Genomic DNA, 26,905 nt, shown 5'->3' with positions numbered 1-26,905 from the left:
CCCGGCTTTCATCCGCCAACCAGCACGTCGTGTGCATGGGCAACTTGCACCTGCATACAACACCAGCCACTTCTACTCATTCAGGTATTACTGTGACGAAAGATGAACTGCGCGCAGAACTCGAGCGCCAGGCAGAACGTTACAAGGAAGTTTACGGTGGTGAAGTCACCACCTATGCCGCGCAACCGGACCCGGAACGCAAGCCTTGGCGCAAACGTGCCACTGTCCAGGACCAGGCATTCAGCCAGGAACTGGAAAAAATGGAAAAGGAACTGCGCAGCGAGCAACCCTGAGCTGCCCGCTGCTCCGCCCTCACGTCGCGGGCCAAGCGCCCTCGACGCGGCCGATCTTTACCGAATGGCCGAGGATGAAATGGAATTACACAAATTTCATACAACCGTTTGAAGCGTTGCCGCACTGAGATTTTTCCAGAAATTTAGCGAATTTTTCGCTATTTCTTGTTTTTTAACGGAACTTTTTCCGCCAGATCCCATCACCTGCTGGGCTGAGAGGGTGCTCACAACGCTGCCATCGGTCAGCAGTGGGTGCATCGATTGCCAAGGTTTTCTGGCATAATCCCGCCCCCCTATGACCGCCAGACAACCTTCATGATCGATTTATTCAGCGGACTGGATGCCTGGGTATTGGTGAGCCTGCTGCTCGCCCTGACCTTCGTGCTCGCATTCGAGTTCATCAATGGCTTTCATGACACCGCCAACGCGGTAGCCACCGTCATCTATACCAAAGCCATGCCACCACACCTGGCCGTGTTCTTCTCCGGGGTGTTCAACTTCTTCGGCGTTCTGCTCGGCGGTGTCGGGGTGGCCTACGCCATCGTCCACCTGCTGCCGGTCGAGCTGCTGATCAATGTGAATACCGGGCATGGCCTGGCCATGGTCTTCTCGTTGCTGGCTGCCGCCATCACCTGGAACCTGGGTACCTGGTACTTCGGCATCCCCGCTTCCAGCTCGCACACCCTGATCGGCTCGATCCTCGGGGTGGGCCTGGCCAACGCACTGATCAACGACATCCCGCTAGGCGATGGCGTCAACTGGCAGAAGGCGATCGACATCGCCATGTCGCTGGTGGTCTCGCCGATCGCCGGCTTCGCGGTCGCCGCACTGGTGCTGATCGGCCTGAAATGGTGGCGCCCACTGTCGAAGATGCATAAAACCCCGGAGCAGCGCCGCAAACTCGACGACAAGAAGCATCCGCCATTCTGGAACCGCCTGGTCCTGGTGATTTCGGCCATGGGCGTGAGCTTCGTGCACGGCTCCAACGATGGCCAGAAAGGCATCGGCCTGATCATGCTGGTGCTGATCGGCATCGTTCCGGCCAAGTTCGTCCTCGACCTGAACAGCACCACCTACCAGATCGAGCGCACCCGCGACGCCACCCTGCACATGAGCCAGTTCTACCAGCGCAACGCCGCCACCCTGGGCGAGTTCCTGGCACTGGGCAAGGCCAAGTCGACCGACCTGCCGGAGCAGTTCAGCTGCAACCCGCAGCAGACCGAACCGACCATCGCTGCACTGCAGTCCTCGCTGCAAGGCGTGACCGACTACCACGCGCTGGATGCCGAAAAGCGCGTTGAAGTGCGCCGCTACCTGCTGTGCCTGGACGATACCGCGAAGAAGGTAGGCAAGCTGCCTGGCCTTGAAGCCCGTGAAAAGGCCGACCTCGAGAAGTTGCGCAAGGACCTGACCGCCACCACCGAATATGCCCCGTTCTGGGTGATCGTGGCCGTCGCCCTGGCCTTGGGCCTGGGCACCATGGTCGGCTGGAAGCGTGTAGTGCTGACCGTCGGTGAGAAGATCGGCAAGCAGGGCATGACCTATGCCCAGGGCATGTCGGCGCAGATTACCGCTGCGTGCGCCATCGGCATGGCCAACGTGTTCGCCCTGCCGGTGTCGACCACCCATGTGCTGTCGTCCGGCGTTGCCGGCACCATGGTCGCCAACAAGAGCGGCCTGCAAGGCGGCACCGTGAAGACCATCCTGCTGGCCTGGGTGTTGACCCTGCCGGCCTCGATGGGCCTGGCGGCCGGGCTGTTCTGGCTGGCCTCCAAGGCCCTGGCCTGAGCGATTCCGCTGCACTGAAAAAGGCGCCCTCGGGCGCCTTTTTCGTAGGTGTATTCCTGTACCGGCCTCTTCGCGGGGCAAGCCCGCTCCCACAGAGATAGCGCCGCCCCAAGGTTAGGCGCTATCTCTGTGGGAGCGGGCTTGCCCCGCGAAGAGGCCGGTACGGAAAGTCACTTTTTCTTGCCGCCCAGCAACGACCCCATCAACCCACGCACCAACTGCCGCCCCAACTGATTGGCCGCCTGGCGCACCGCCGACTTGATCGCCTGCCCCGCCGCACTCTGCAAAAAATCCCCTGCCTTTTCTGCGAAACTCTCTTCGTCCGCCTTCGGCACTGGCGCAGGTTCCGTCGGCTCACCCTTACGCTGGGTCAGCATTTCATACGCCGACTCCCGGTCGATCGCCTTGTCATACCGCCCCAGCAGGGGTGAAGCCGCAATCAACCCACTGCGTTCGGCCGCACTCAATGGCCCGATCCGCGATTGCGGTGGCGCGATCAGCACCCGCTGAACCATTGCCGGCGTGCCCTTGTCTTCCAGGGTGCCTACCAACGCCTCGCCAATCCCCAGTTCGGTCAGCACCGCCAGGCTATCGAACGCCGGGTTTGGGCGGAAGCCATCTGCCACAGCCCTGAGCGACTTCTGCTCTTTGGCGGTGAAGGCGCGCAGGCCGTGCTGGATACGCAAGCCCAACTGGGCCAGCACGCTATCGGGTAGATCGCCGGGCGACTGGGTGACGAAATACACGCCAACGCCCTTGGAGCGGATCAGCCGTACCACCTGCTCCAGGCGGTCCTGCAGCGCTTTCGGCGTGCCGTTGAACAACAGATGTGCCTCATCGAAGAACAGCGCCAGTATCGGTTTGTCGGCATCACCGCGCTCCGGCAATTGCTCGAACAGTTCAGCCAGCAGCCACAGCAGGAAAGTCGCATACACCTTCGGCGCCTCGTGCACCAGCCGACTGGCGTCAAGCAGGTGGATACGCCCACGGCCATCGGCCCCCGGCCGCAACAGGTCTTCCAGTTGCAGCGCCGGCTCGCCAAACAGCGCCTCGGCACCCTGCTGCTCCAGGGTTGCCAGCCGGCGCAGCAAGGCCTGGGTCGAGCCGGTGGTCATCAGCGCGCTGTCTTCACCCAGCAGTTGCGGGTTGTCCTTCAGGTGCGCCAACAGGGCCTTGAGGTCTTTAAGATCGAGCAGCAGCAAGCCTTCGCGATCCGCCACCTTGAAAGCCGCATACAGCGCGGCCTGCTGGCTGTCGGTCAACTCCAGCAGGTTGCCGAGCAGCAACGGGCCCATTTCGCTGAGTGTGGTACGCAACGGGTGGCCGGACTGCCCCGCCACATCCCAGAGCGTCACCGGATAGGCTTTAGGCGTGTGCCCCAGCCAAGGCATGCCAGCGATTCGCTCAGCCACCTTGCCTTGTGGCGCACCTGCGGCACCCAGGCCACACAGATCGCCTTTGACGTCTGCCGCGAACACCGCCACTCCGGCATCGCTGAATACTTCCGCCAGGTGCTGCAGGGTCACGGTCTTGCCGGTACCGGTAGCCCCGGCGACCAGGCCGTGGCGATTGGCCAGGCGCATGGCTTGCTGCACTGGCTGACCACTCGGGTCAGCGCCTACAACTATGGTCGAAGTTTCCGACATCTCTCTCATCCCCGCTCAAGCTTTGGCTTAATTCTGCCGATACCGTTGGGTGATATTCGCCTTAATAGACAGGAGCAACCGAAAAGGACTTTCAGGATTTGCACTGCTTGCAGCGATACCGTGCGAACGCCCGATAAAAACCTTAGCGGAACCGATTACGCCATGAACAAAAACCTGCGTTTCAGCCACAAGATCCTTTTGGCTGCATCATTGATCGTGATACTCGCCTTCAGCCTGTTCACTCTTTACAACGATTACCTCCAGCGTAATGCGATCCGCGAGAATCTGGAGAATTATCTGGCAGAAATGGGCGAGTCCACTTCGACCAACATCCGCAACCTGTTCGATGGCCGTATCAAACTGGTGGAAAACCTGGCGCAGAACATTGCCCAGCAACCGGCCAACGCCGAAACACTGATGGGTCAGAATGCCCTGATCTCGAGTTTCCTCACGGTCTACCTGGGCAAGGTCGATGGTGGTTTCAGCGTGCGCCCGGACGCCAAGATGCCTGACGGCTATGACCCGCGCACCCGCCCTTGGTACAAGGACGGCATGAACGCCCAAGGTGCGATTCTGACCGAGCCCTACATCGACCTGACCACCAACAAGATGGTCATCGGTATCCTCAGCAAGGTTTCCGCCAGCGTCGGCGTAGTCGGTGGCGACCTCGCCCTCGACGGCCTGGTGCAGATCATCAACTCGCTGAACTTCGGCGGCATGGGTTATGCGTTCCTGGTCAACGATCAGGGCAAGATCCTGGTCCACCCGGACAAGGAACTGGTCATGAAGTCGCTGTCGGACCTGTTCCCACAGCACACGCCGAAGCTGTCCGGCGAGCTGACCGAAGTCGACGCCAACGGCCAGGCCCGCCTGCTGACCTTCACCCCGATCAAGGGCCTGCCTTCGGCCAACTGGTACATCGGCCTGTCGGTGGACAAGGACAAGGCCTTTGCCATGCTCAGCACCTTCCGCACCTCGGCGGTGATCGCCACCCTGGTGGCCGTGGTGATCATCATCGGCCTGCTCGGCCTGCTGATCCGCGTGCTGATGCAGCCGTTGCACACCATGACCCGCGCCATGGAGGATATCGCCGAAGGTGAAGGCGACCTGACCAAGCGCCTGAGCATCCACAACCACGACGAGTTCGGCATTCTCGGCAAGGCCTTCAACCGCTTCGTCGAACGCATCCACGGCTCGATCCGCGAAGTGTCGTCGGCGACCGAGCAGGTCAATGAAGTGGCCCTGCGCGTCATCAGCGCCTCGAACTCGTCGATGGCCAATTCCGACGAGCAGTCCAACCGCACCAACAGTGTCGCCGCAGCCATCAACGAACTCGGCGCCGCCGCCCAGGAAATCGCCGGCAATGCCGCCCAGGCCTCTCAGCACGCCAGCTCCGCGCGCCTGCTGGCCGAGGAAGGCCAGCAAGTGGTGGAGCGCAACATCGCTGCGATGAACCGCCTGTCCGACCTGATCGTCACGTCGAGCGCGCACATCGAGACGCTCAACAGCAAGACCGTGAACATCGGCCAGATCCTCGAGGTGATCACCAGCATTTCCCAGCAGACCAACCTGCTGGCACTCAACGCCGCGATCGAAGCGGCCCGCGCCGGTGAGGCCGGGCGTGGCTTTGCCGTGGTCGCCGACGAAGTCCGCAACCTGGCGCACCGCACCCAGGAGTCGGCGCAGCAGGTACAGACCATGATCGAAGAGCTGCAGGTCGGTGCCCGCGAGTCGGTCGACACCATGGGCCAGAGCCAGCGCCACAGCCAGGACAGCATGCAGATCGCCAACCAGGCCGGCGAGCGCCTGGACAGCGTGACCGTGCGCATCGGCGAGATCGACGGCATGAACCAGTCGGTGGCCACCGCCACCGAAGAGCAGACTGCGGTGGTCGACTCGATCAACATGGACATCAACGAGATCAACATGCTCAACCAGGAAGGTGTCGAGAACCTGCAGGCAACCCTGCGTGCCTGCTCGGACCTGGAGCAACAAGCCACCCGCCTGAAACACCTGGTCGGCAGCTTCCGCATCTGACCTGAATCACCGCGTCGTACTTTTCGCGGGCAAGCCCGCTCCCACAGGTACCCCACAGCCCTACCGGCTGGTGCATGACCTGTGGGAGCGGGCTTGCCCGCGAAGATTGCAGCACTGCCCTCCCGCCCAACCCTGATCGAACAAACTATCCTTCTGGTAGGTCAACCTTTAGGCGCGTCATTGCCAGATGACAGACCCAAAGACGATCCTGGAGGGATGCTGATCGTGCACATAGCCGACATCACCATGTTCTACGCCCCGGCCAGCGGCGGCGTGCGGACGTACCTCGATGCCAAACACCACCGCCTCGACGCCTTACCGGGCGTGCGCCACAGCCTCCTGATCCCCGGCGCCAGCGCCAGCCATGCCGATGGCATCTACCAGGTCCCCGCTCCGCCGCTGCCATTCGGCAAGGGCTACCGCTTCCCGGTGCGCCTGGCCCCCTGGTGCAACGTACTGCGCCGCCTGAAGCCCGACCTGATCGAAGTCGGCGACCCCTACCTCACCGCCTGGGCGGCACTTGAAGCACGGCGCAAGCTCGACGTGCCGGTAATCGGCTTCTACCACTCCGACCTGCCGCTGCTGGTGAGCAACCGCATGGGCAACTGGTTCACGCCCAATGTCGAAGCCTATGTCAGCAAGCTGTATGGCAATTTCGACCGGGTGCTGGCGCCGAGCCTGGTGATGGCCGACAAGCTGCGTCGCCTGGGCGTGCGCGACGTTCACGTGCAGCGCCTGGGTGTCGATCTGGAAACCTTCCACCCCGACCATCGCGACCCGCACCTGCGAGCCCAGCTGGGCATCGCCGATACCAGCCGCCTGCTCATCTATGCCGGGCGCGGTTCACGGGAAAAGAACCTGCCGGTGCTGCTCGAATGCATGCAACACCTGGGGCGCCGCTATCACCTGTTGCTGGTCGGTTCGAACATGCCGGCCAACGTGCCCGAGAACGTCAGCGTCATCGACCAGTTCCGCCCGCCGCAGGAAGTCGCCCGCCTGATGGCCAGTGCCGACTTGCTGGTACATGCCGGCGACCAGGAAACCTTCGGCCTGGTCATCCTCGAGGCCATGGCCAGTGCCACGCCGGTCGTCGCGGTTCGCGCCGGGGCCTTTGGCGAGATTGTCAACGAGCACTGCGGGCGCCTGTGCCGGGCCAACGATGGCCAGGCCATGGCCATGGCCGTGCGCGAAGCATTCGAGGCCGGTGTGCACAGGCTCGGCGCCCAGGCCCGTCAGCATGTGGAACAACATTACTCGTGGGACAAGGTGGTGACCGGCTTGCTGCAACACTACCAGGCAGTGCTCGGCCATCAGCCTCAGGTGCGCGCCCATGGCTGAGCTCGACTATGCACCGCGCAGCCTGATGTTGGTGCTGCACGATATCGCACCGGAAACCTGGCCGGACTATCAGCCGTTCGTGCAGGCCGTGGACGAGATGGGCAATGTGCCGATGACCTGGCTGGTGGTGCCAGACTTTCATCACCGCAACCCACTGACCCGCTCACCGACCTTCTGTAGCCTGCTCGAGCGGCGCCTGGCGCGGGGTGACGAACTGGCGCTGCACGGCTTCTATCACGCTGACGACGGGCCCACGCCGCGCAGTCTCGGTGAATACTTCATGCGGCGCATCTATACCCATGAAGGCGAATTCTATGCCCTTGATCAGGCGCAGGCGATGCAGCGCCTGGAGCAAGGCCTGGCGCTGTTCGCCGAGCAAGGCTGGCCAGTGGCCGGTTTTGTCGCACCAGCCTGGCTGATGAGCCAGGGCACCCGGCAGGCCCTGAGCCAGCTGCCGCTGCGGTACACCAGCACGCCCCAGCACCTTTATCGCTTGCCGGACTTCACCGCGTTCGAGGCGCCAGGGCTGGTATGGAGCGCACGCAGCGCCTGGCGCCGGGGGCTGTCAAAAGTGGTCTGCGATTGGCAGTGTCGGCGCTGGCGCAAGGCCGAAACCCTGCGCCTGGGCTTGCACCCGGTGGACATGCGCCACCACTCAGCGCGCAACTACTGGCTGCGCACTCTCGACAAACTGCTGCTGCAAGGCCGTGAGCCGCTCACCAAGTCGGCCTGGCTGGAGCGCCAGGTGATCGCATGAACCGCCTCGGCTGGCTGGCCCTGGCACTGGCCGGTGCCTTGATGGTACCGGCGCTGCTCGGCGGCAACCAGCTGCTGCCCAGGCTGTCGGCCTTCGACAACAGGCTGTTGCTGGTGCTACTCGGCATGATCCTGCTGTGCTGGGTTATCAATGCCATCCGCCTGCGCCTGCTGCTGGGCCAGCAAGCGGCGCAGCTTGGCCGTGTGCGCAGCCTCGGCGTGGTGATGGCCACCGAGTTCGCCATTTGCACCACCCCTGGCGGCAGTGGTGGGCCGATCACCCTCATGGCCCTGCTCGCACGTGACCGCATCGGCCCGGCACGCAGCGGTGCGGTGTTTGCCATGGACCAGTTGAACGATTTGCTGTTCTTTTTCTGCGCCATGTTGGCGATTGCCGGCTATGCCCTGTTCCACAGTCTTGGTCGCAGCCAGCAAAGCATGCTGCTGGGCAGCGCACTGCTGCTGTGCACTGCCCTGGCCATCATCGTCGTGCTATTGCGTTACCGTCGGGCGGTGATGCGCTTCAACGGCCGCATGCTGCAACGCCTGGGCATGCCCGGCCGGCGCAGACGCCGCTGGGCCCGCAAGGCGCTTCATTTCATCGACGCCCTGGCACAGACCTGGCAGTTGCCCAAACGCACCCTGGCGCTGGTGTTCAGCCTTACCTGCCTGCACTGGAGCCTGCGCTACAGCGTGCTGTACCTGGTGCTGCAAGGCCTGGGGGCGGAGCTGTCGTGGATCCCGAGTTTCCTGGTGCAGATGCTGTCACTCAGCGCCGGGCAATTCAGCCTGCTACCGGGGGGTGCCGGTGCTGCCGAGCTGACCTCTGCCAGCCTGCTGACACCACTGGTGGGCAGTTCCACAGCCGCAGCGGCGATCCTGATCTGGCGGGCGATCACTTACTACTTTTATCTGCTGGCGGGCGGGCCGGTGTTTGTCTGCCTGCTGGCGCGTCCGTTGCTGGAGCGCTGGCGGCGTCAGGCGGGTTGAGCTGGCGCCAGAGCTCGGCGGCGTCCGGGAAGTCGGTGCCGTCGTCGTCGCTCAAGGCCTCGGGGTCGTAGCGGGCCAGGCAACCCTCACCCAGGGTAGGCGGGGGTGAGGCAGTAGCGTTATTGCGTGATCTTGCCATTGCCGTATCGCTCACGATTGTCGGGGGCGCGTTGCGCCCCCATGCGGTATCAGTCGAATACCACGGTCTTGTTGCCGTGCACCAGAACGCGATCCTCAAGGTGATAGCGCAGGCCGCGGGCCAGCACCATCTTCTCGACGTCACGGCCGAAGCGGACCATGTCTTCGATGCTGTCGGCGTGGCTCACACGCACCACGTCCTGCTCGATGATCGGGCCGGCGTCCAGCTCTTCGGTCACGTAGTGGCAGGTCGCACCGATCAGCTTCACGCCACGCAGGGCCGCCTGGTGGTAAGGCTTGGCACCGACGAACGACGGCAGGAAGCTGTGGTGGATATTGATGACCTTCTCGGCATAGTCCTGGCACAGCTGCGGCGGCAGGATTTGCATGTAACGCGCCAGTACCACCACGTCAGCCGAGTGCTCCTGCACCAGGCGCGACACTTCGGCAAAGGCCGGGGCCTTGTCCTTGGGGTCTACCGGTACGTGGAAGAACGGAATGCCATGCCACTCGACCATGCTGCGCAGGTCGTTGTGGTTGGAAATCACACAAGGAATCTCGCAATCCAGTTCATCGGTGTGCCAGCGGTGCAGCAGGTCGGCAAGGCAGTGCGATTCACGGCTGGCCATCAGCACGACGCGTTTCTTCTGCGCCGAGTCAGTGATACGCCAGGTCATGGAGAACTCTTCGGCGATCGGCGCAAAGGCTTCGCGGAACGCCTCGATACCGAATGGCAGCGATTCAGCACGGATTTCATGGCGCATGAAGAACCAGCCGCTCTGCTCATCGGAGTGGTGGCTGGCTTCGTTGATCCAGCCATTGTACAAGGCCAGGAAATTACTGACTTTCGCCACGATGCCAACACGGTCGGGGCAGGCGATCACCAGACGATAGGTGCGCATGAATTAACACTCCAGAACTTCGCAAAGGCGCTCATTCTAGCGGCCCGACCAGAAAAACGCAGTAAGCATTGCACCCGCCGGTAGCCGCAGGCCGGCAAAGGCTCTGTATGAGCCAGGCTGACGAAAGCCTGATGACATTCAGGACCAACTGCAGGGCATATGTAAATTTTTCTTAATCTTGAGATATTTTGTCACAGGGTTAATAACAGTTACGTGCCGAATAATATGTTTACTTGAGAGTATTGCCTGTCTATTATTGCCTCACACATTTCTGAACACGCATTAAGGAACACTCCATGTCCCTGATCAACGAATACCGCGCTACCGAAGAAGCCATCAAGGAACTTCAGGCCCGCCTGGCCAACCTGTCTCAGGATGACAAGCTGAAGAAAGAACTGGAGTTCGAAGGCAAACTGCGCACCCTGATGGGCGAATACTCCAAGTCGCTGCGCGACGTCATCGCCCTGCTCGACCCGGAATCGAAACTGAGCAAAGCCCCGCGCGGTGCAGCGAAACCTGTTGCCACCAAGCGTGCGCGCAAGGTCAAGCAATACAAGAACCCGCACAACGGTGAAGTGATCGAAACCAAAGGCGGCAACCACAAGACCCTGAAAGAATGGAAAGCCAAATGGGGTGGTAATGAGGTTGAAAGCTGGGCGACCCTGCTGGACTGATTGTCCACACCAAAGCGCTGCATATACAAACAAGAACGCCGGCATGAAGCCGGCGTTTTTGTTTGCTCATTCAAGGGTTGATAGCAAACTGCTCACGCAAGTTGCGGGCATGCGCCTGCCAGGCGTCCAGCACCCGCCGCCCGGCCTCGTCAGCGGTGGCCAAGGCCCCCAGCCTGGCTTGCTCGAAATCACCCAAGGTGTTCGGTGCGCCCCACTGCGGGTCACTCAGGCGTTGCTGGCAGAAACCATACCAGCGCTGGCGCTCTTCGCTGTTCAAGGTCTCGGGGAAGTTCCGCGCGCGGTAACGGAACAACAACTCAGGCAGGCGCGGATCATCGAACATCCAATGGCCGTGGCCTAATTGAGCTGGGTCCAGCGTGCGAACTTGCTCGCACAGGCGGCGGTCGCGGTCACCGATGAAACCGTCATACAACTGCTGCTCGGGGTCTTCAACCGCCGCAAAATCCTCTTTGCCGTAGATAACCTCGAGCTTGTCTTGCCATGCAGACTGTTGCTTAGCCAGTTGTTCAGCACGTGATTGCATCAATGCCAAGTCGATACCCAGTCGTTGCTGATCGGCAGGGCGCAATACCGAAAGCGGCGCGACTACCGGACAGCGATTGATCTGCACCAACTTGAGCGGAACCGGTAATTGTCCTTCAGACAGTTCCTCATGTCGCGTATACAAGCGCTCGCGCAGCACCTCGGCACTTTCCCTTATTAACGGTAGGGTTTCCTGATGCAGGTCGCACACAATAAGTGCATTGCGATTACGCGGGTGCCAGGCCAACGGCAGGACCACGCCAAGATAATTACGCGCCGCTGAAAAGCGCCCGGAAATATGCACCAGTGGCTGCAATAGACGGATCTGCTCCATCACTTTGTGCTTGCTGCGCAACTGGAACAGCCACTCGTACAACTTGGGTTGTTTCTGCCTTATCAAGCGTGCCAGGGCGATGGTGGCCCGTACGTCGGAAAGCGCTTCATGGGCATGCCCATGGTCGATGCCATTGGCCTGGCTGAGCAATTCCAGGCGCAGGCTGGTGCGCCCATCCTGTTGCGGCCAGACGATGCCTTCCGGGCGCAAGGCGTAGGCGGTACGCACCACGTCGATCAGGTCCCAGCGGCTATTGCCGCCCTGCCACTCGCGGGCATAGGGGTCGAAGAAATTGCGGTACAGGCTGTAGCGGGTCACTTCGTCGTCGAAGCGCAGGGTGTTGTAGCCAGCACCGCAGGTGCCGGGGCGCGCCAGCTGCTCATGGACCCGGGTCATGAACTCGGCTTCGCACAGGCCCTGGTTGGCTAGTTGCTCGGGGGTGATACCGGTGACCAGGCAGGCGGCCGGGTGCGGCAGGATATCGTCCGAAGGGCGGCAGTAGAGGCTGATCGGGTCTTCGATCTCATTGAGGTCGAGATCGGTGCGTACACCGGCAACCTGCAGCGGCCGGTCACAGCGCGGGTTGATGCCAGTGGTTTCGTAGTCGTGCCAGAAGATGCTGGAAGTCACGGGGTCGTCCTGTTTCGAGGTCGACCCGATTTTAGCGGAGCCAGGCTCAGGCGGAAGCGTTGGCAGGGCGGAAACTGAAATAGTCGCGCAGCGAGCGGACGAATTCATCGTATTCGCGCGGCGCCTGCAGCAGCATGAAGCCGGAATCGTAGTGGCCCGGGGTCTGGTCTTCGCGGCACCACAGGCAACTAGCGGTCAGGTTGATGAACTGAAACCCGCCACCGGCCAGTGGCAAGCGCAATTGCAGCTCGAAGTCCGGGCCAACCAGCACAGGCAGCGAGCTGATCAGCATGATCCCATCTTCGGAGGCATTGCCCAGCTGACCGATCGGCTGATCGGTAAAGCGGTTGTAGACCTTGAGCACACAAGGCAACTGATGGCGTTCGATATGGCGCTGGTTGAACATGATCGCGATTGCAGTCCCGTACCTGATGCCAGGAATGCAAGGTACTGGCGGTTTGTTGTAACAGCTGAGTTACAGATTAGCGCAGCGCACCGGGCAAATCCCGTGAAATTAACGACACCTTGGTGTTAACGCCAAGTGGGGGTATTGACCGGGTTGGCCACTGCCGCCTCTGCAGCACGATAGTGGCCGAGCTTCTCCAGGGTCTCCAGGCGCGCCTTGGCCCGATAGGCATATTCATTGCCCGGGTACTGCTGGATCAGGTATTCGTAGGTCTGCGCGGCATCCACATAAAGCATGTCGCGCTCCAGGCACTGGCCACGCAGCAGCGACACTTCCGGGTGGATGAACGGCCGCGCACGGCTGGTGCGGTCGACTTGCGACAACTCCAGCATGACCTTCGAACAATCGCCACGGTCATAGGCGCGGTAGGCGTTGTTCAGGTGGTGGTCCATGGACCAGCGGGTGCAGCCGACAGTGCTGGCCGCCAGGGCGATTACGATCAGGGCGCGCATGGGTATCTCCTTTGATGCCAGTGTATCGGCCATTGCCGGCAAATCTTCACAGCCTTTTGCAAGGATACTCCCACCCGTTCAAATGCCACCCTGCATTGGTCGCAGGTAGTGCAACGGAACAATGACTACAGCGCAATTGAGGAGTAGCCTTTCGCTGCGCTTCACTATAGGAGTCTGTGCATGAGCATCCGCCGTACCAAAATCGTCGCTACCCTTGGCCCCGCCAGCAACTCGCCGGAAGTAATCGAACAGCTGATCCTCGCCGGCCTGGACGTGGCACGCCTGAACTTCTCCCACGGCACGCCGGACGAGCACAAGGCACGCGCCCGCCTGATCCGTGACATCGCCGCCAAGAACGGCCGCCATGTCGCACTGCTGGGCGACCTGCAGGGTCCGAAGATCCGCATCGCCAAGTTCGCCAACAAGCGCATCGAACTGAAGATCGGTGACAAGTTCACCTTCTCCACCGCCCACCCGCTGACCGAAGGCAACCAGGACATCGTCGGTATCGACTATCCCGACCTGGTCAAGGACTGCGGCGTCGGTGATGAACTGCTGCTCGACGACGGCCGTGTGGTCATGCGCGTCGAGACTGCCACCGCAGATGCCCTGCACTGCGTGGTGATCATCGGTGGCCCACTGTCGGACCACAAAGGCATCAACCGCAAAGGTGGCGGCCTGACCGCTCCGGCCCTGACCGAAAAAGACAAGGCCGACATCAAGCTGGCCGCAGAAATGGACCTGGACTACCTGGCCGTTTCCTTCCCCCGCGATGCCAGCGACATGGAATATGCGCGCAAGCTGCGTGACGAAGCCGGCGGCAGCGCCTGGCTGGTGGCCAAGATCGAACGTGCCGAGGCCGTTGCCGATGACGACACCCTGGACAAGCTGATCGCTGCCTCCGACGCCGTGATGGTTGCCCGCGGCGACCTGGGTGTGGAAATCGGCGACGCCGAGCTGATCGCCATCCAGAAGAAGATCATCCAGCACGCCCGCCGTAACAACAAGGCAGTGATCGTCGCCACCCAGATGATGGAGTCGATGATCCAGAACCCGATGCCGACCCGCGCCGAAGTGTCCGACGTGGCCAACGCCGTGCTGGACAACACCGATGCGGTGATGCTGTCGGCCGAAAGCGCCGCTGGCGCCTACCCGATCGAAGCCGTACAGGCCATGGCCCGTATCTGCTCGGGCGCCGAGAAGCACCCGACCAGCCAGAAGTCCAGCCACCGCCTGCACACCACCTTCGAGCGCTGCGACGAAAGCATCGCCCTGGCAGCCATGTACACGGCCAACCACTTCCCGGGTGTGAAGGCGATCATCGCCCTGACCGAAAGTGGCTACACCCCGCTGATCATGTCGCGCCTGCGCTCGCACGTGCCGATCTTCGCGCTGTCGCCGCACCGCGCCACCCAAGCCCGGGCCAACATGTTCCGCGGCGTCTACCCGATCGCCTTCGACCCGGCTTCGCTGCCGGCCGACAAGGTCAGCCAGGCGGCCGTCGACGAGCTGCTCAAGCGCGGCCTGGTGGAGCAAGGTGACTGGGTGATCCTGACCAAGGGTGACAGCTACCACACCATCGGTGGCACCAACGGCATGAAGATCCTGCACGTCGGTGATCCGCTGGTCGGCTGATAGCATCCCGGGGCCGCTTTGCGGCCCTTTCGCGGGGCAAGCCCGCTCCCACAGGGATTGTGCAAGGCTCAAGGCCTGCGCTGTAACTGTGGGAGCGGGCTTGCCCCGCGAAGAGGCCAGCACTTTCAATACCAATCAATACCAATGCCTCAGGCATGCTCAACGAACACATCTGCAAACACCTGCCCCCGCGGCACCCCGGCAATGAACAGTCGCCGCGCGAATCGCTCGACACTCCCCGGCGCCCCACACACCAATGCCACCGTCTGCCGCGATGACGGCCGCAACCCGGCCAGCGCTTCCTCCATCCGCTCCGCCAGCACCAGCTCGACCTTTACCCCCGCCAGTTGCAGCAGCGGCTCGGCCAGATAGTGCGCAGCGCTGTCCCGCGCCACATGCACCACCCGAATCTCCCCTTGATGCCCCTGGCGCAAAGCTTCGCGCAAGATGCCCCACAGCGGCGCCAGCCCGGTGCCCGCTGCCAACAGCCAGAGCGGCCGGGCCTGCCAATCCGGGTCGTAGTGCAAAGCCCCGCCCCTGAACTCACCGAGACGCAGCTGGTCGCCCACCTGCAGCGCACGGGCCTTGTCGCAAAAGGCCCCCGGCCGCTGGCAGTCGACATGAAACTCCAGAAAGTCGTCTTCGCCCGGCAGGCTGGCCAGCGAGTAGGGCCTTGCAACAGCGCCGTTCCACAGCACCACATGCTGCCCCGCCTGATAACGCAACGCCCGCTCCGCTCGCAGCCGCAAGCGCAACACATCGCCGAACCAATCTACTGCACACACTCGCGCCGGCACCCCGTCCTGCTGCGGGTCGAACACCGCCACGCGCAGGTCATCGACCACCCGGCACTGGCAGGCCAGGCGCCAGCCCAGGGCATGCTTGTCCAGCGTCAGGGCTTCGGGCAGGGCATCCACCGGCTGCCCTTCCAGGCAATGCACCAGGCAGGCGTGGCAGCTGCCGGCACGGCAGCTGTAGGGCACATTCAGCCCTGCCTCGTTGAGGGCATCGAGCAGGTTGCTGCCGGTCGGCACCGTCCAGCGGCGCGCGCCCACGCAAAGTTCAGGCATGGTAAGTCTTTCTCCATCGATCACCGGGTCACTGTATGCCAAGCGCGCATTGGCAGCAAAAAGGATGCCTGCCCCCTGCCGACCATGGTCCAGACCACGCGCAGGTGTTTCGCGCGGTGAGGCGCGCTATACTGCCGCGCCCTTTTGCGTCGGCCAGCCTGCCGGCGCGCCTTGCAAGGCGCTTCGACACGCTGGTCGGCACCGTCGAGCGTCTTTTTGAATGTTCCCGTCTTTAAGAGGAGCGCGCTGCATGACCGTGATCAAGCAAGACGACCTGATTCAGAGCGTCGCCGACGCCCTGCAATTCATCTCGTACTACCACCCCGTCGATTTCATACAGGCGATGCACGAAGCCTACCTGCGTGAAGAATCGCCTGCCGCACGCGACTCGATCGCCCAGATCCTGATCAACTCGCGCATGTGCGCCACCGGCCACCGCCCGATCTGCCAGGACACCGGTATCGTCACCGTGTTCATCCGCGTGGGCATGGACGTGCGCTGGGACGGCGCCACCATGAGCGTCGACGACATGATCAACGAAGGTGTGCGTCGCGCCTACAACCTGCCTGAAAACGTCCTGCGCGCCTCGATCCTGGCCGACCCGGCCGGTGCCCGCAAGAACACCAAGGACAACACCCCGGCGGTCATCCACTACTCCATCGTCCCGGGCGACAAGGTCGAAGTCGACGTCGCAGCCAAAGGCGGCGGTTCGGAGAACAAGTCGAAGATGGCCATGCTCAACCCGTCCGACTCGATCGTCGACTGGGTGCTGAAGACCGTGCCGACCATGGGCGCTGGCTGGTGCCCGCCTGGCATGCTCGGCATCGGCATCGGCGGTACCGCCGAGAAGGCTGCGGTGATGGCCAAGGAAGTGTTGATGGAGTCCATCGACATCCACGAACTGAAAGCTCGTGGCCCGCAGAACCGCCTCGAAGAGATCCGCCTGGAGCTGTTCGAGAAGGTCAACCAGCTGGGTATCGGTGCCCAGGGCCTGGGCGGCCTGACCACCGTGCTCGACGTCAAGATCATGGACTACCCGACTCACGCCGCCTCGCTGCCGGTGTGCATGATCCCGAACTGCGCCGCCACCCGTCACGCCCACTTCGTGCTCGACGGCAACGGCCCGGCCGAGCTGGAAGCGCCGTCGCTGGACGCCTACCCGGAAATCGTCTGGGAAGCCGGCCCGAGCGCCCGTCGCGTCAACCTCGACGACATCACCCCGGAAGAAGTCGCCAGCTGGAAGCCGGGCGAGACCATCCTGCTCAACGGCAAGATGCTCACCGGCCGCGACGCTGCGCACAAGCGCATGGTCGAGATGCTCAACCGCGGTGAAGAACTGCCGGTCGACCTCAAAGGCCGCTTCATCTACTACGTCGGCCCGGTCGACCCGGTCGGTGACGAAGTGGTAGGCCCAGCCGGCCCGACCACTGCCACCCGCATGGACAAGTTCACCCGCCAGATTCTCGAGCAGACTGGCCTGCTGGGCATGATCGGCAAGTCCGAGCGTGGCCCGACCGCGATCGAAGCGATCAAGGACAACAAGGCCGTGTACCTGATGGCCGTGGGCGGCGCTGCCTACCTGGTGGCCCAGGCCATCCGCAAGTCGAAGGTCCTGGCCTTCGCCGAGCTGGGCATGGAAGCGATCTACGAGTTCGAGGTCAAGGACATGCCGGTGACCGTCGCTGTCGACAGCAACGGTGAGTCGGTGCACATCACTGGCCCTGCCCTGTGGCAGAGCAAGATTGCCCAGAGCCTGGCAGTCGAAGTGAAGTAAGCCTGATGTAAACGCGGCGCCTGCTTCGCGGGCAAGCCCGCTCCCACAAGGGATCGCAATCTCCCTGTGGGAGCGGGTTCACCGCGAACAGGCCGCAACAGGTCTACACAACTCTGTCGAATTGCTCCGGCCAGTCCCTGCGGGTAAACACCTGCCCTTCCTGCCTCACCCGCCGCACCTCCTCAAGATTCACCTCACACATCAGCCACTGGCTGCTCACCGGGCTCAACGCCTCACTCAGCGCGACCACTCCGTCCACCGGCATCCCGTGATCTGGCGGAACGAACAGCCCAGCCCGGCCGATGTTCTCATCCAGGGCCGGCGACCATGGCGCCACACCTACTGTCGGGCTTTGCAGCACGGCTATCTGGTTTTCCAGGGCGCGTGCCTGCGCACCAATGCGCACCCGATGGTAGCCTGCCTCGGTGTCGGTGCAGCTCGGCGCCAGGATCAGGTCGGCACCACCCTCGGCCAGGCGCCGGGCCAGCATCGGGAACTCATTGTCATAGCAGATCAGGATGCCCAGGCGGCCAAGATCGGTGTCGAAAACCTGCAGCCCGTCACCTGGGGCAATGCCCCACTGCTCCCGCTCGAAGCGAGTCATCATCAGCTTGTCCTGGTAGCCGAGCACACCCTTGGGGCCGAACAGCCAGGCACGGTTGCGGTATAGCCCATCGAGGTCGAGCACAGGCAGGCTACCTGGCTGCAGGTAGATACCCCAGCGCCGGGCAATCCCTTCGCACAACGCCAACCAAGGCTCGATCAGCGGCTGGATGCCGGCGATCGAGGCCTTGAGGTCGCCACGCTGCTCGGCCGGCAACTGGCCGCTGAGCACCAGCCCGGCGTATTCCGGCAGCAACAGCAGCTGGGCGCCCGCCTCCACGGCCTCGGCACACAAAGCCTGCAGGTGGTCGGCATAGGCATCCCAGGTTTCATGCAGTTCGATGGCGTACTGGCAGGCCGCAAGGCGGATCAAATCGGCAGCTCCTTGGTCCAGAACGACATGATCTTTTCCGAACTTTCCGGCTCGTCCAGATCACGCCAGGCGTAGCGGGTGCGCAAGGAGGGATCATGCAGGAAGCCGCGGTTACGCCAGAAGCCGTGCAGTGGCTTGTAGTCCGCAGGCCGGCGCGGATGCATACCCGGGCGCTCCACGGCACAGAACGCGCAGAAGTCGAATTCGGCCAGTTTGTGGGCATAGGACTCGCGCTCGATGAAGAAGCGCACGCCCAGGCCACGACCACGGTACTCCGGCAGTACCAGCGATTCACCGAAGTAGTAGACGCTGGCCGGGTCGCGCCCCAGGGCCAGGAACGGCTGCTGGAACTCCGGGGCCACATCCACCAGCGGCAGGCCAGTCGAAGCGCCAACCACCTGGCCATCGTCCAGGGCCAGCACCACCAGGCTGCGCCCGGAACGGGTGTAGCTGGCCAGGTAGTCGGCTTCGTACTCCGGGGTGCCGTCGTAGAGGTAGGGAAACTCGCGAAACACGGTCAGGCGCAGGCGAGCGAGGTCATCGATGTAGGGCGCGATAGCGGCGCCGTGCAACAGGCGTATTTCCATGCTTGGCGGTCGTTTTGTCGATGTGGATGACGCGCTCGGCTAAGCCGGGCTTGAGGGGAAACCCTATCATCCGAGCCAGCACACCGCCTTTTCCCTACACGACAGGTATTGTTCCATGACCGCTACCGAACTGGTAAATGCTTACTACGCCGCCTTCAATGCCGGCGACATGCCAGCCTTCCTGGCCCTGCTCAGCGAAGACGTGATCCACGACATCAACCAGGGCGAGCGGCAGATGGGCAAGGCAAAGTTCGCGGCATTCATGGACAAGATGAACCGTTGCTACCGCGAGCGCCTGGCCGACATCGTGGTGATGCAGAACCCCGACGGTAGCCGCGCGGCGGCGGAGTTCACCGTGCATGGCGAATACCTGGCCGACGACGAAGGGTTGCCGGCAGCCAATGGGCAGACCTATGTGCTGCCGGCGGGGGCATTCTTCTACATTCACTGCGGCAAGATTGCCCGGGTGACCAACTACTACAACCTCAATGACTGGGTCGAGCAGGTTGCCTGAAGCAACACGGTCTCTGTGGGAGCGGGCGAGCCCGCGAACACCGGCGCAGCCGGTGCCATGCACCGCGTTGGATTCTTCGCGGGCGCGCCCGCTCCCACAACTTGACCGCGTCTGTCAGGCGATACGGGTACCTAATACCTTGAGAAAGGCCGCCAGCCAGGCCGGATGCGCCGGCCAGGCGGGCGCGGTCACCAGGTTGCCATCGACATGTGCCTGGTCCACCGCGATATCGATGAACGTACCACCGGCCAGGCGCACTTCCGGTGCACAGGCCGGATACGCACTGCACTCGCGCCCTTCCAGCACGCCTGCCGCCGCCAACAACTGCGCGCCGTGGCACACCGCCGCAATCGGCTTGCCGGCCTGGTCGAACGCCCGCACCAGCTCCAGCACCTTTTCATCCAGGCGCAGGTACTCGGGCGCACGGCCACCTGGAATCAGCAAAGCGTCGTAGCCTTCGGCCCGCACCCGCACGAAATCGTAGTTCAGGGCAAAGTTGTGCCCTGGCTTTTCGCTGTAGGTCTGCTCGCCTTCGAAATCATGAATCGCCGTGCGCACGGTCTGCCCCGCGACCTTCTCCGGGCACACCGCATGCACCGTGTGGCCGACCATGCTCAGCGCCTGGAACGGCACCATGGCCTCGTAATCTTCGACATAGTCGCCAACCAGCATGAGAATCTTCTTCGCCGTCATCGCACCCACTCCTTCGATTGCCTATGGACAGTCACTGCACGATAGCCGCTCTCAGTCGCGCCGGTCGAGCAAGTTGACCACCAGCCGGTCCAGCCAGCCCCACACCCGCTGCTTCACCCGACGCCACAGCGGCCGGGCGTGCCAGTGATCAAGGTCGACCACCTCGCTCAAGGCGAAATCCCGCTCGAAGCTGGCCTGCACGGCGGCCGTCAAGGGTGGGTCGAGTGCCTCGATGTTGGCTTCCAGGTTGAAGCGCAGGTTCCAGTGATCGAAGTTGCACGAACCGACACTGACCCAATCGTCGATCAGCACCATCTTCAGGTGCAGGAAACACGGCTGGTATTCGTAGATGCGCACCCCCGCACGCAGCAAGCGCGGGTAATAGCGGTGCCCGGCATAACGCACCGAAGGGTGGTCGGTGCGCGGCCCGGTCAACAGCAAGCGCACGTCGACGCCTTTGCCGGCGGCCCGGCGCAACGACCGGCGCACGCTCCAGGTCGGCAGAAAGTACGGCGTGGCCAGCCATACCCGCTGCTTGCCACTGTTGATCGCCCGAACCAGCGAATGCAGGATGTCCTGGTGCTGGCGGGCGTCGGCATAGGCCACCCGGCCCATGCCCTGGCCTTGCACCGGCACCTTGGGCAAGCGCGGCAGGCCAAACCCCTCGGCCGGGCGCCAGGCGGTGCGGCGGTTGTTGGCTTGCCATTGGCGGTCGAACAGCAACTGCCAGTCGGCCACCACCGGCCCTTGCATCTGCACCATCACCTCGTGCCAGGCGCTGCTTGTCTCGCCTGGCGTCCAGAACTCGTCGGTGACGCCCGTCCCCCCCACCACGGCCCAGCGCTCATCCACCAGCAACAGCTTGCGATGGTCGCGGTACAGGTTGCGAAAACCACGCTTCCAGCGCAGCCGGTTGTACCAGCGCAAGTACACACCGGCCTCCAGCAGGCGCTGGCGCAACGCCGCAGTGAAGGCCAGCGAGCCATAGTCATCGAACAGGCACCGCACCCGCACGCCGCGCCGTGCCGCCTGCTCCAGCGCCTCGACCACCGCCTCGGCACAGGCACCTGCCTCGACCAGGTACAACTCCAGGTCGACCTGGAACTCGGCACGCTCGATCGCCTGGAGCATGCGCGGGAAGAATTCAGGGCCGTCGATCAGCAGTTCGAATTCATTGCCACCCCGCCAGGGGAAGACCGGCCCCGGCATGTCAGCGGGCGTTGAAGATCAGTACCGCATTGACCGGTACCGACGGGTTGATGGATTTCAGCCTGGCGAACTTGCGCAGGCTTTCCAGCCCTGGCAGCAAGCCGAAGTCAGAGGCCCGCAGCACCAGGGGTTCGAGGGTCACCACCTGGAAGCGCCGCTGATCCAGGCGGGTGGCCAGCAACAGCGCGTTGTAGCTGTGCGACTGGCCATGCAGGGTGACGGTCAGCGGCAGACGCAGTTCGATCTGCGCACCATCGGCCAGGTCGTTGAGCGGCCGCAGGTCGATCTGCGCCTTCACGCTCGCCTCAGCGAAGCGCGCCACCTCGAACAGGTTGTCGCGCATCTGCTCGTCGCGCAGCGGAATGCCGCTGCTCACCGAGTCCATCTCGATGCTCAGCTCAGCCGAGCCTTTGCGGCTGACGGTGCCGTGCAACACCAAAAAGCGATGCACCTCGGCGGTATCACCGTTCTTGCCAGTGACGAATGACAGGCGTGAAGACTCGCCATCGAGGTGCCAGTTGGCATGGGCGGGCAGGCACAAAGCCAGCAGCAGTGCAGGCAGAAGACGGGGCAGCTTGAACATGACAGGTCTCGTGAAACTTGACCGCCAACCTTACCCGGCTGCCCTCATGGCAGCAAGCGGCAGCCGGCCTGCGCGCCCTGCCAGGCCGCCTGGTTGCGCTGGCCAAGGCCCTCGGCGCTGACCCGCCGTTGCGGGCCGTCTTCCTCCAGCCGGCCCAGGGGCAACCATTGTTGCACATACCCTCGGCAATAGGCCTCGTCGAAACCCATGACGAAGCGGCACGAGCAGTACTCCTTGGCCGAATAGGCCGAAAGGATGCCCGGGAAGTCCGCCAGCGCCTGGCGCTCCAGCCAGGCCCAGCCGAGCAAGGCGACGATCAGCAGCAACAGCACGCGCTTCATGCGCCCTCCTTGGCCAGCGCCGCCAGCACCCGCTTGAGCAGTTCGTTGTGGCGGTAACTGCCGTCGCGGTCATCGGCATAGCGCACGATCAGCAGTTTCTGCGACGGCACGATATACAGCGCCTGGCCCCAGTGGCCGAGTGCGGCGTAAGTGTCTGGCGGGGCGTCGGGCCATGGTGTCGGGCCTCCCGGCAATGGCAGGTTAAGCCACCAATGGCCGCCCGGGTTGGCTTCGCCGGGCACTGCAGTGGCCTGAGTGAACAAAGTGCGGTTGAAGGCCACCCAGCTCGCTGGCAGCAGCTGCCGACCTTGCCAGCGGCCATCGCGCTGCATCAGCAAGCCGATGCGCGCCAGGTCCCGGGCACTGAGATAGAGGTAGGAAGAGCCGACCAAGGTACCGGCGCCGTCACGCTCCCAGACTGCGCTGTCGATGCCTAGCGGGGAGAACAGCGCCTGCCAGGGGTAGTCGGCATAGCTAGCGGTGCCGAGCATGCCGCGCAACGCGGCGGCCAGCACATTGCTGTCGCCACTGGAATAGAGAAAACGCTGGCCTGGCTGTTCGGCACTGGCACGGGTTGCGGTGTAGGCCGCCATGTCGTTGCGCCCGCGGGTGTAGAGCATGGCCACGACAGAGGACTTCAACGGCGCGTATTCGTAGTCTTCCTGCCAGTCCAGGCCACTGGCCCAGTGCAGCAGATCGGCCAAGCGCACATCGGGGTGGGCCTGCATCGGTGGGTAGTAGCGCGCAGCTGGGTCGTGCAGCTGGAACCGCCCTTCACCCTGGGCAACGCCCAGCACAGTGGCCAGCACGCTCTTGCTGACCGACCAGGTCAGATGGGCAGTATTGGCAGTGGTGGGAGCGCTGTAGCGTTCGTGAAGGATGCGACCGTCACGGATGATCAACAAGGCGTCGGTGCGAATGCCGCTGCGTTCGCCGGCGTTGGGCTCCGGGAAGGCATAAGCGTCGACGGCCTGCCAGTCGAAGGCGGTGTCGTCGATCGGCCAGTCAGGTTCGGGCCAGACTTCGGCCCAGGCGGGCATGATGGTCAGGCCGATGATTGCCAACAGGGTCTTTATCATGGGGGGCCTTGTTGGGGGCGCTTCGCGCCCCATCGCCGGCAAGCCCGGCTCCCACAGGTCCAGTGCAATGCTTCAGGACTGCACCGAACCTGTGGGAGCCGGGCTTGCCGGCGATGGGCTGCACAGCAGCCCCAGAATCTGAAAGATCCCACAGTTTCTCAGGCTTTCATGACAGCCCTGCTGCCAGCCAGGCCTTGGCCAGGCGCTTTTCTCGCGCTGCTGTAGCCAATGCCAGCACCCCCTGATCCCGCTGCCACAGCTGCGCCCACTGCTCCGGCCCCGCCAGCAGCGCCTTGTCGATCGCCCCGCGCAGCTCTTGAAACTGCGAAAACAATCCCCCCAGCAGCAGGTGGCAGCCGATGCTGTCAGCGCACTGCCGGCTGCCCTCGGCACATCCCGCCAACAGCCCCAGCAAACGCAGGCGCAACTCCTGCGGCCAGCCACACTCTTGCCCTACGCCGTACAACCAGGCCGTCAGTGCCGTGAGTACGTACAGGTCTTCCAGCGAACGGAACGGTTTGACATAGGCGTCCCAGCCATCGCCAGCCAGCAGCTCGCAGGCCGCGTCCTGCAAGTGCAAGCGAGCATGCCCCACTTCAGGCATCAGCGGCAGGGTCGGCAACGCCTCCAGTGTCACCCCCGGCTCCCCCGGATAAACCACCGCCAGGTTCAGCCGTGGCGCTTCGCCTAGCGCTTCGCTGCGCGCGGCCACCAACAACCATTCCGCGTCTAGGCCGGCAGTGACGAAATCCTTGTTGCCGTTCAGGCGCAAACCGACCAGCCGGGTATGCATGTCCGCCGGGCGCACGCTGCGCCGCTCGGTGGCGCACAGCGCACCAAGGCTGGCGGGGGCACTGGGCCAGAGCACGCGCAATGCGGCCTGGTAACCGATGAGGAACGCCAGGCCCGGCGTGGCCATGGCACGTGCGCCCAGCACCGCCAGTTCGAACGGGGCAACCGCGCCAAGGCGCTCGAGCAGCGCGGCATAGGTCTCGCCCAAGGTGCCAGCCAGGGGCTGGCGGAGAGGGTCGTTGAGTCGTTGCAACCAGGCCATTAGACGCTCCTTCAAGGGGCTGTGCTGGGGTGTCATGCAAGCATCACCAAAGATTCACAGGGGTGACACCGCGCCTACCTAGGCTGACTTTGCACAACAAAGCCGACCGGCCGCAACCCTTCATGGCTGGCTTATGGAGACTCGTAATGACTCGGATCGCTCACGCTGGCGACAACAGCACTGCACGCCGTCTGCAAGCCGAACGCCTGGTTGGCGCTGCGGCCCTGCAGGAAGCACAGGCCCTGCGCTACAAGGTTTTCAGCGCGGAATTCAAGGCCAAGCTCAAAGGCGCCGAACAGGGCCTGGACATGGATGACTACGACGTTCATTGCCGCCACATCGGCGTGCGCGACCTGAGTACCGGCGAGCTGGTAGCCACCACCCGCCTGCTCGACCACCAGGCCGCCAGCAGCCTGGGGCGCTTCTACAGCGAAGAAGAGTTCAGCCTGCACGGCCTGCTGCAATTGCAGGGCCCGATCCTCGAACTGGGCCGCACCTGCGTCGCCCCCGACTACCGCAACGGGGGCACCATCGCCGTGCTCTGGGGCGAACTGGCCGAAGTGCTCAACGAAGGCCGCTACAGCTACCTGATGGGCTGCGCCAGCATTCCCATGCAGGACGGCGGTGTGCAAGCCCACGCGGTCATGCAGCGCCTGCGCGAGCGATACCTGTGCACCGAGCACCTGCGCGCCGAGCCGAAGAACCCGCTGCCCAACCTGGCCCTGCCGAACAACGTCATCGCCGAAATGCCGCCACTGCTCAAGGCCTACATGCGCCTGGGCGCGAAGATCTGCGGCGAGCCATGCTGGGACGAGGACTTTCAGGTCGCCGACGTGTTCATCCTGCTCAAGCGTGACGACCTATGCCCGCGCTACGCCCGCCACTTCAAGGCAGCGGTCTGATGCCTGGCCTGCGGGTGCTCGCCCGCCTCTTGCGGCTGCTGCTGGTGCTGTCGCTCGGCATGCTCATGGCCGGCGTCATCGCCGTGGGCGAACGCCTGGGGATCAAGGCGTCCATCGAACTTCGCCAGCGCTGGTCCTGCTGGTTCATGAGGCGCCTGGTCGGCGCCCTGCCCTTCGAGGTGCGGGTGATCGGTGAACTGCCCCAACGGCCGATGCTGTGGGTCAGCAACCACGTTTCCTGGACCGACATTCCCCTGCTCGGCATGCTGCTGCCGCTGTCGTTCCTGTCCAAGGCCGAAGTCCGCCACTGGCCGGTGGCCGGCTGGCTGGCAGAGAAAGCCGGCACGCTGTTCATTCGCCGCGGTGGCGGTGACGGCCAGCGCCTGCGCGAGCAGATCAGCGAGCAGCTGGGCCAGGCTCGGCCGCTGCTGATCTTCCCCGAAGGCACCACCACCGACGGCCGCCAGCTGCGCACCTTCCACGGTCGCCTGCTGGCCGGTGCCATTGATCAGGGCGTGGCGGTGCAGCCGGTGGCCATTCAGTACCTGCGCAATGGCGAGGCAGACCCGATTGCGCCGTTCATTGGCGACGATGACCTGGTTTCGCACCTGATGCGCTTGTTTGCCGAGCCGCGCGGTGAGGTGTGCATTCACCTGTTGAAGCCGATCAGCAGTGTCGAAAAGGAACGTGCGGCGCTGGCGTTTCAGGCCCAGCAGGCGATTCACATGGCGTTGTTCGGGGTTGAGGAAGTGGCGGTGGCACGTCAGGCACGCGCTGCATGATTTCGCCTTGAAAGTTGTGGCGCCAGTAAGATCGAGCGCCGCGCGGGCGGCGCTCGATCTCTCAGGCGCTGAAGCAACACCGTCATGCCCCTCCCCGCCCTGCGGCAGCAAACGCCTGCAGCTGTGGATAGAACTCGCGAAAGTCCGCCAGCAACGGCTCATACAGCCGCTCCAGCTCGGCCATCACCCCAGCCATCCCTTGCGGCCGCGACAAGCGCCGGGCTATGCCGTTGAACACCTGCTCCAGCGTGGCAAAATCACCATACGCCCCCAGCCAGTCATCCGCCGCCATGAACGGCGCAATGCGAGCCAACCGCCCTGGCAGCTCGGGCTCGGCCAGCAACACCCGATAAAAATCCCCGGTGAACTGCACCAGCGGCTGCTCGGCGTAATCCTCCCAGTGCCGCGCCAGGCAATGGTCAAAAAACACATCTAGGACAATCCCGGCAAAGCGCCGCCGCTCCCGCGGAAAACGCGCCAGCGCCGCCAGTACCAGGGGGTGCTGGTCGGTGTAGCTGTCGATATGCCGGTGCAGTCGGATCGCCGCTTCCAGCGCAGGCGGGAAGCGCCCCTCCAGCGAACCTTTGACGAAGTCGCCATACAGGCTGCCGAGCAGTTGTTGCGGCGCCGGGCCGCCCAGGTGCAGGTGTGCGAGGTAGTTCATGGACGCAGTCTAGCACTCCCACTGCGTATATCGTTATAACGCGATATAGCGATTC

General features: G+C 63.4%; 28 protein-coding genes and 1 pseudogene. 13 read left to right on the top strand and 16 right to left on the bottom strand.

Translation table 11 applies throughout. The features are described from left to right. Positions 1 to 92 precede the first annotated feature (92 nt). Complete coding sequence (locus ACIPZ5_RS17500; RefSeq protein ID WP_085675141.1) at positions 93 to 293, top strand: hypothetical protein; 201 nt, start codon at positions 93 to 95, stop codon at positions 291 to 293. 96 nt (positions 294 to 389) lie between these two features. Here the strand turns inward: ACIPZ5_RS17500 and ACIPZ5_RS17495 are convergent, their stop codons facing one another. After that, positions 390 to 551, bottom strand: a complete 162-nt coding sequence (locus ACIPZ5_RS17495) for a hypothetical protein (RefSeq protein WP_343598713.1) — start codon at positions 549 to 551, stop codon at positions 390 to 392. A 57-nt stretch (positions 552 to 608) separates the two neighbouring features. Between ACIPZ5_RS17495 and ACIPZ5_RS17490 the strand changes: the two genes are divergently transcribed. Then, positions 609 to 2,081 carry an inorganic phosphate transporter gene (locus tag ACIPZ5_RS17490; protein WP_400809811.1) on the top strand — a complete coding sequence of 491 codons (1,473 nt, stop codon included), beginning with the start codon at positions 609 to 611 and terminating at the stop codon, positions 2,079 to 2,081. A gap of 170 nt (positions 2,082 to 2,251) precedes the next feature. Here ACIPZ5_RS17490 and ACIPZ5_RS17485 read toward each other — a convergent pair whose 3' ends face one another. Beyond that, positions 2,252 to 3,727, bottom strand: coding sequence for a helicase HerA-like domain-containing protein (locus ACIPZ5_RS17485; protein WP_343598714.1), 1,476 nt, complete (start codon positions 3,725 to 3,727; stop codon positions 2,252 to 2,254). Positions 3,728 to 3,889: 162 nt separating this feature from the next. On the opposite strand from ACIPZ5_RS17485, the pseudogene ACIPZ5_RS17480 reads away from it, so the two are divergent. From ACIPZ5_RS17480 to ACIPZ5_RS17460, 5 genes and pseudogenes are all read left to right on the top strand, one after another. Next, a pseudogene (locus ACIPZ5_RS17480) lies at positions 3,890 to 4,906 on the top strand (cache domain-containing protein); the annotation flags it as partial. 93 nt (positions 4,907 to 4,999) lie between these two features. Next, the gene (locus ACIPZ5_RS17475) at positions 5,000 to 5,764 is read left to right on the top strand and encodes a methyl-accepting chemotaxis protein (protein WP_371856889.1); all 765 of its coding nucleotides are present in this window, start codon (positions 5,000 to 5,002) and stop codon (positions 5,762 to 5,764) included. A 216-nt stretch (positions 5,765 to 5,980) separates the two neighbouring features. After that, positions 5,981 to 7,102 (top strand): glycosyltransferase family 1 protein, encoded by a 1,122-nt coding sequence (locus ACIPZ5_RS17470; protein ID WP_343598716.1) that lies wholly within the window; start codon positions 5,981 to 5,983, stop codon positions 7,100 to 7,102. After that, positions 7,095 to 7,859, top strand: coding sequence for a DUF2334 domain-containing protein (locus tag ACIPZ5_RS17465; RefSeq protein ID WP_343598717.1), 765 nt, complete (start codon positions 7,095 to 7,097; stop codon positions 7,857 to 7,859). The genes ACIPZ5_RS17470 and ACIPZ5_RS17465 overlap by 8 nt, the downstream gene beginning before the upstream one ends. Further along, the gene (locus ACIPZ5_RS17460; RefSeq protein WP_400809809.1) at positions 7,856 to 8,848 is read left to right on the top strand and encodes a lysylphosphatidylglycerol synthase transmembrane domain-containing protein; all 993 of its coding nucleotides are present in this window, start codon (positions 7,856 to 7,858) and stop codon (positions 8,846 to 8,848) included. Before ACIPZ5_RS17465 ends, ACIPZ5_RS17460 begins: the two co-directional genes overlap by 4 nt. Before the next feature lie 188 nt (positions 8,849 to 9,036). Here ACIPZ5_RS17460 and purU read toward each other — a convergent pair whose 3' ends face one another. After that, entirely contained in the window at positions 9,037 to 9,888 is an 852-nt protein-coding gene (gene purU / locus ACIPZ5_RS17455) for a formyltetrahydrofolate deformylase (RefSeq protein WP_261941416.1), read from the bottom strand. A 296-nt stretch (positions 9,889 to 10,184) separates the two neighbouring features. Between purU and mvaT the strand changes: the two genes are divergently transcribed. After that, positions 10,185 to 10,562, top strand: coding sequence for a histone-like nucleoid-structuring protein MvaT (gene mvaT / locus ACIPZ5_RS17450; protein ID WP_313714259.1), 378 nt, complete (start codon positions 10,185 to 10,187; stop codon positions 10,560 to 10,562). Between the two features lie 70 nt (positions 10,563 to 10,632). Here the strand turns inward: mvaT and sbcB are convergent, their stop codons facing one another. From sbcB to ACIPZ5_RS17435, 3 genes are all read right to left on the bottom strand, one after another. Further along, positions 10,633 to 12,069: an exodeoxyribonuclease I gene (gene sbcB, locus ACIPZ5_RS17445; protein WP_343598720.1), complete on the bottom strand. Its 1,437-nt coding sequence runs from the start codon at positions 12,067 to 12,069 to the stop codon at positions 10,633 to 10,635. A gap of 46 nt (positions 12,070 to 12,115) precedes the next feature. Beyond that, complete coding sequence (locus tag ACIPZ5_RS17440) at positions 12,116 to 12,475, bottom strand: PilZ domain-containing protein (protein ID WP_085675132.1); 360 nt, start codon at positions 12,473 to 12,475, stop codon at positions 12,116 to 12,118. Positions 12,476 to 12,600: 125 nt separating this feature from the next. Then, the gene (locus ACIPZ5_RS17435) at positions 12,601 to 12,987 is read right to left on the bottom strand and encodes a tol-pal system YbgF family protein (RefSeq protein ID WP_261941419.1); all 387 of its coding nucleotides are present in this window, start codon (positions 12,985 to 12,987) and stop codon (positions 12,601 to 12,603) included. Between the two features lie 180 nt (positions 12,988 to 13,167). Between ACIPZ5_RS17435 and pyk the strand changes: the two genes are divergently transcribed. Further along, positions 13,168 to 14,622, top strand: coding sequence for a pyruvate kinase (pyk, locus tag ACIPZ5_RS17430; protein WP_343598721.1), 1,455 nt, complete (start codon positions 13,168 to 13,170; stop codon positions 14,620 to 14,622). Between the two features lie 149 nt (positions 14,623 to 14,771). Here the strand turns inward: pyk and ACIPZ5_RS17425 are convergent, their stop codons facing one another. Further along, positions 14,772 to 15,692 carry an iron-sulfur-binding ferredoxin reductase gene (locus tag ACIPZ5_RS17425; protein ID WP_400809807.1) on the bottom strand — a complete coding sequence of 307 codons (921 nt, stop codon included), beginning with the start codon at positions 15,690 to 15,692 and terminating at the stop codon, positions 14,772 to 14,774. 250 nt (positions 15,693 to 15,942) lie between these two features. Here ACIPZ5_RS17425 and ACIPZ5_RS17420 point away from each other — a divergent pair, with 250 nt between their 5' ends. After that, positions 15,943 to 17,466, top strand: coding sequence for a fumarate hydratase (locus ACIPZ5_RS17420; protein ID WP_110635935.1), 1,524 nt, complete (start codon positions 15,943 to 15,945; stop codon positions 17,464 to 17,466). Between the two features lie 103 nt (positions 17,467 to 17,569). Here ACIPZ5_RS17420 and ACIPZ5_RS17415 read toward each other — a convergent pair whose 3' ends face one another. Next, a complete protein-coding gene (locus ACIPZ5_RS17415) occupies positions 17,570 to 18,442 on the bottom strand; it encodes a carbon-nitrogen hydrolase family protein (RefSeq protein WP_343598723.1) in 873 nt (290 codons plus the stop codon). Then, a complete protein-coding gene (locus tag ACIPZ5_RS17410; protein ID WP_343598724.1) occupies positions 18,439 to 19,029 on the bottom strand; it encodes a GNAT family N-acetyltransferase in 591 nt (196 codons plus the stop codon). The genes ACIPZ5_RS17415 and ACIPZ5_RS17410 overlap by 4 nt, the downstream gene beginning before the upstream one ends. Before the next feature lie 115 nt (positions 19,030 to 19,144). Here ACIPZ5_RS17410 and ACIPZ5_RS17405 point away from each other — a divergent pair, with 115 nt between their 5' ends. Then, a complete protein-coding gene (locus tag ACIPZ5_RS17405; protein WP_313713722.1) occupies positions 19,145 to 19,543 on the top strand; it encodes a nuclear transport factor 2 family protein in 399 nt (132 codons plus the stop codon). 114 nt (positions 19,544 to 19,657) lie between these two features. On the opposite strand, the gene ACIPZ5_RS17400 is transcribed toward ACIPZ5_RS17405, so the two are convergent. The 6 genes from ACIPZ5_RS17400 to ACIPZ5_RS17375 form a co-directional block, all read right to left on the bottom strand. Beyond that, positions 19,658 to 20,236 carry a DJ-1/PfpI family protein gene (locus ACIPZ5_RS17400; RefSeq protein WP_054885073.1) on the bottom strand — a complete coding sequence of 193 codons (579 nt, stop codon included), beginning with the start codon at positions 20,234 to 20,236 and terminating at the stop codon, positions 19,658 to 19,660. A gap of 51 nt (positions 20,237 to 20,287) precedes the next feature. After that, on the bottom strand, positions 20,288 to 21,445 hold the full coding sequence (locus tag ACIPZ5_RS17395) for a phosphatidylserine/phosphatidylglycerophosphate/cardiolipin synthase family protein (protein WP_400809805.1): 1,158 nt from the start codon (positions 21,443 to 21,445) through the stop codon (positions 20,288 to 20,290). A 1-nt stretch (position 21,446) separates the two neighbouring features. Beyond that, positions 21,447 to 22,028: a YceI family protein gene (locus ACIPZ5_RS17390; RefSeq protein WP_261941426.1), complete on the bottom strand. Its 582-nt coding sequence runs from the start codon at positions 22,026 to 22,028 to the stop codon at positions 21,447 to 21,449. A gap of 44 nt (positions 22,029 to 22,072) precedes the next feature. Then, the gene (locus ACIPZ5_RS17385; protein WP_343598727.1) at positions 22,073 to 22,369 is read right to left on the bottom strand and encodes an amidase; all 297 of its coding nucleotides are present in this window, start codon (positions 22,367 to 22,369) and stop codon (positions 22,073 to 22,075) included. After that, the gene (locus ACIPZ5_RS17380) at positions 22,366 to 23,448 is read right to left on the bottom strand and encodes a serine hydrolase domain-containing protein (protein WP_400809803.1); all 1,083 of its coding nucleotides are present in this window, start codon (positions 23,446 to 23,448) and stop codon (positions 22,366 to 22,368) included. The genes ACIPZ5_RS17385 and ACIPZ5_RS17380 overlap by 4 nt, the downstream gene beginning before the upstream one ends. A 166-nt stretch (positions 23,449 to 23,614) precedes the next feature. Beyond that, the gene (locus ACIPZ5_RS17375; protein ID WP_261941429.1) at positions 23,615 to 24,502 is read right to left on the bottom strand and encodes an acyl-CoA dehydrogenase family protein; all 888 of its coding nucleotides are present in this window, start codon (positions 24,500 to 24,502) and stop codon (positions 23,615 to 23,617) included. A 146-nt stretch (positions 24,503 to 24,648) separates the two neighbouring features. Here ACIPZ5_RS17375 and olsB point away from each other — a divergent pair, with 146 nt between their 5' ends. Continuing rightward, positions 24,649 to 25,404 carry an L-ornithine N(alpha)-acyltransferase gene (gene olsB, locus ACIPZ5_RS17370; RefSeq protein WP_343598729.1) on the top strand — a complete coding sequence of 252 codons (756 nt, stop codon included), beginning with the start codon at positions 24,649 to 24,651 and terminating at the stop codon, positions 25,402 to 25,404. Then, positions 25,404 to 26,186: a lysophospholipid acyltransferase family protein gene (locus ACIPZ5_RS17365; protein ID WP_343598730.1), complete on the top strand. Its 783-nt coding sequence runs from the start codon at positions 25,404 to 25,406 to the stop codon at positions 26,184 to 26,186. Before olsB ends, ACIPZ5_RS17365 begins: the two co-directional genes overlap by 1 nt. Before the next feature lie 82 nt (positions 26,187 to 26,268). Here ACIPZ5_RS17365 and ACIPZ5_RS17360 read toward each other — a convergent pair whose 3' ends face one another. Then, positions 26,269 to 26,850: an ACP phosphodiesterase gene (locus ACIPZ5_RS17360; protein ID WP_343598731.1), complete on the bottom strand. Its 582-nt coding sequence runs from the start codon at positions 26,848 to 26,850 to the stop codon at positions 26,269 to 26,271. Between the last annotated feature and the right edge of the window lie 55 nt (positions 26,851 to 26,905).

The sequence above is a fragment of the Pseudomonas sp. NPDC089428 genome, assembly GCF_044749325.1.
In the GTDB taxonomy this organism is placed as follows: domain Bacteria; phylum Pseudomonadota; class Gammaproteobacteria; order Pseudomonadales; family Pseudomonadaceae; genus Aquipseudomonas.
Note: the sequence above shows the minus strand (reverse complement) of the source record. Positions and strands in the feature narration are given on the sequence as shown.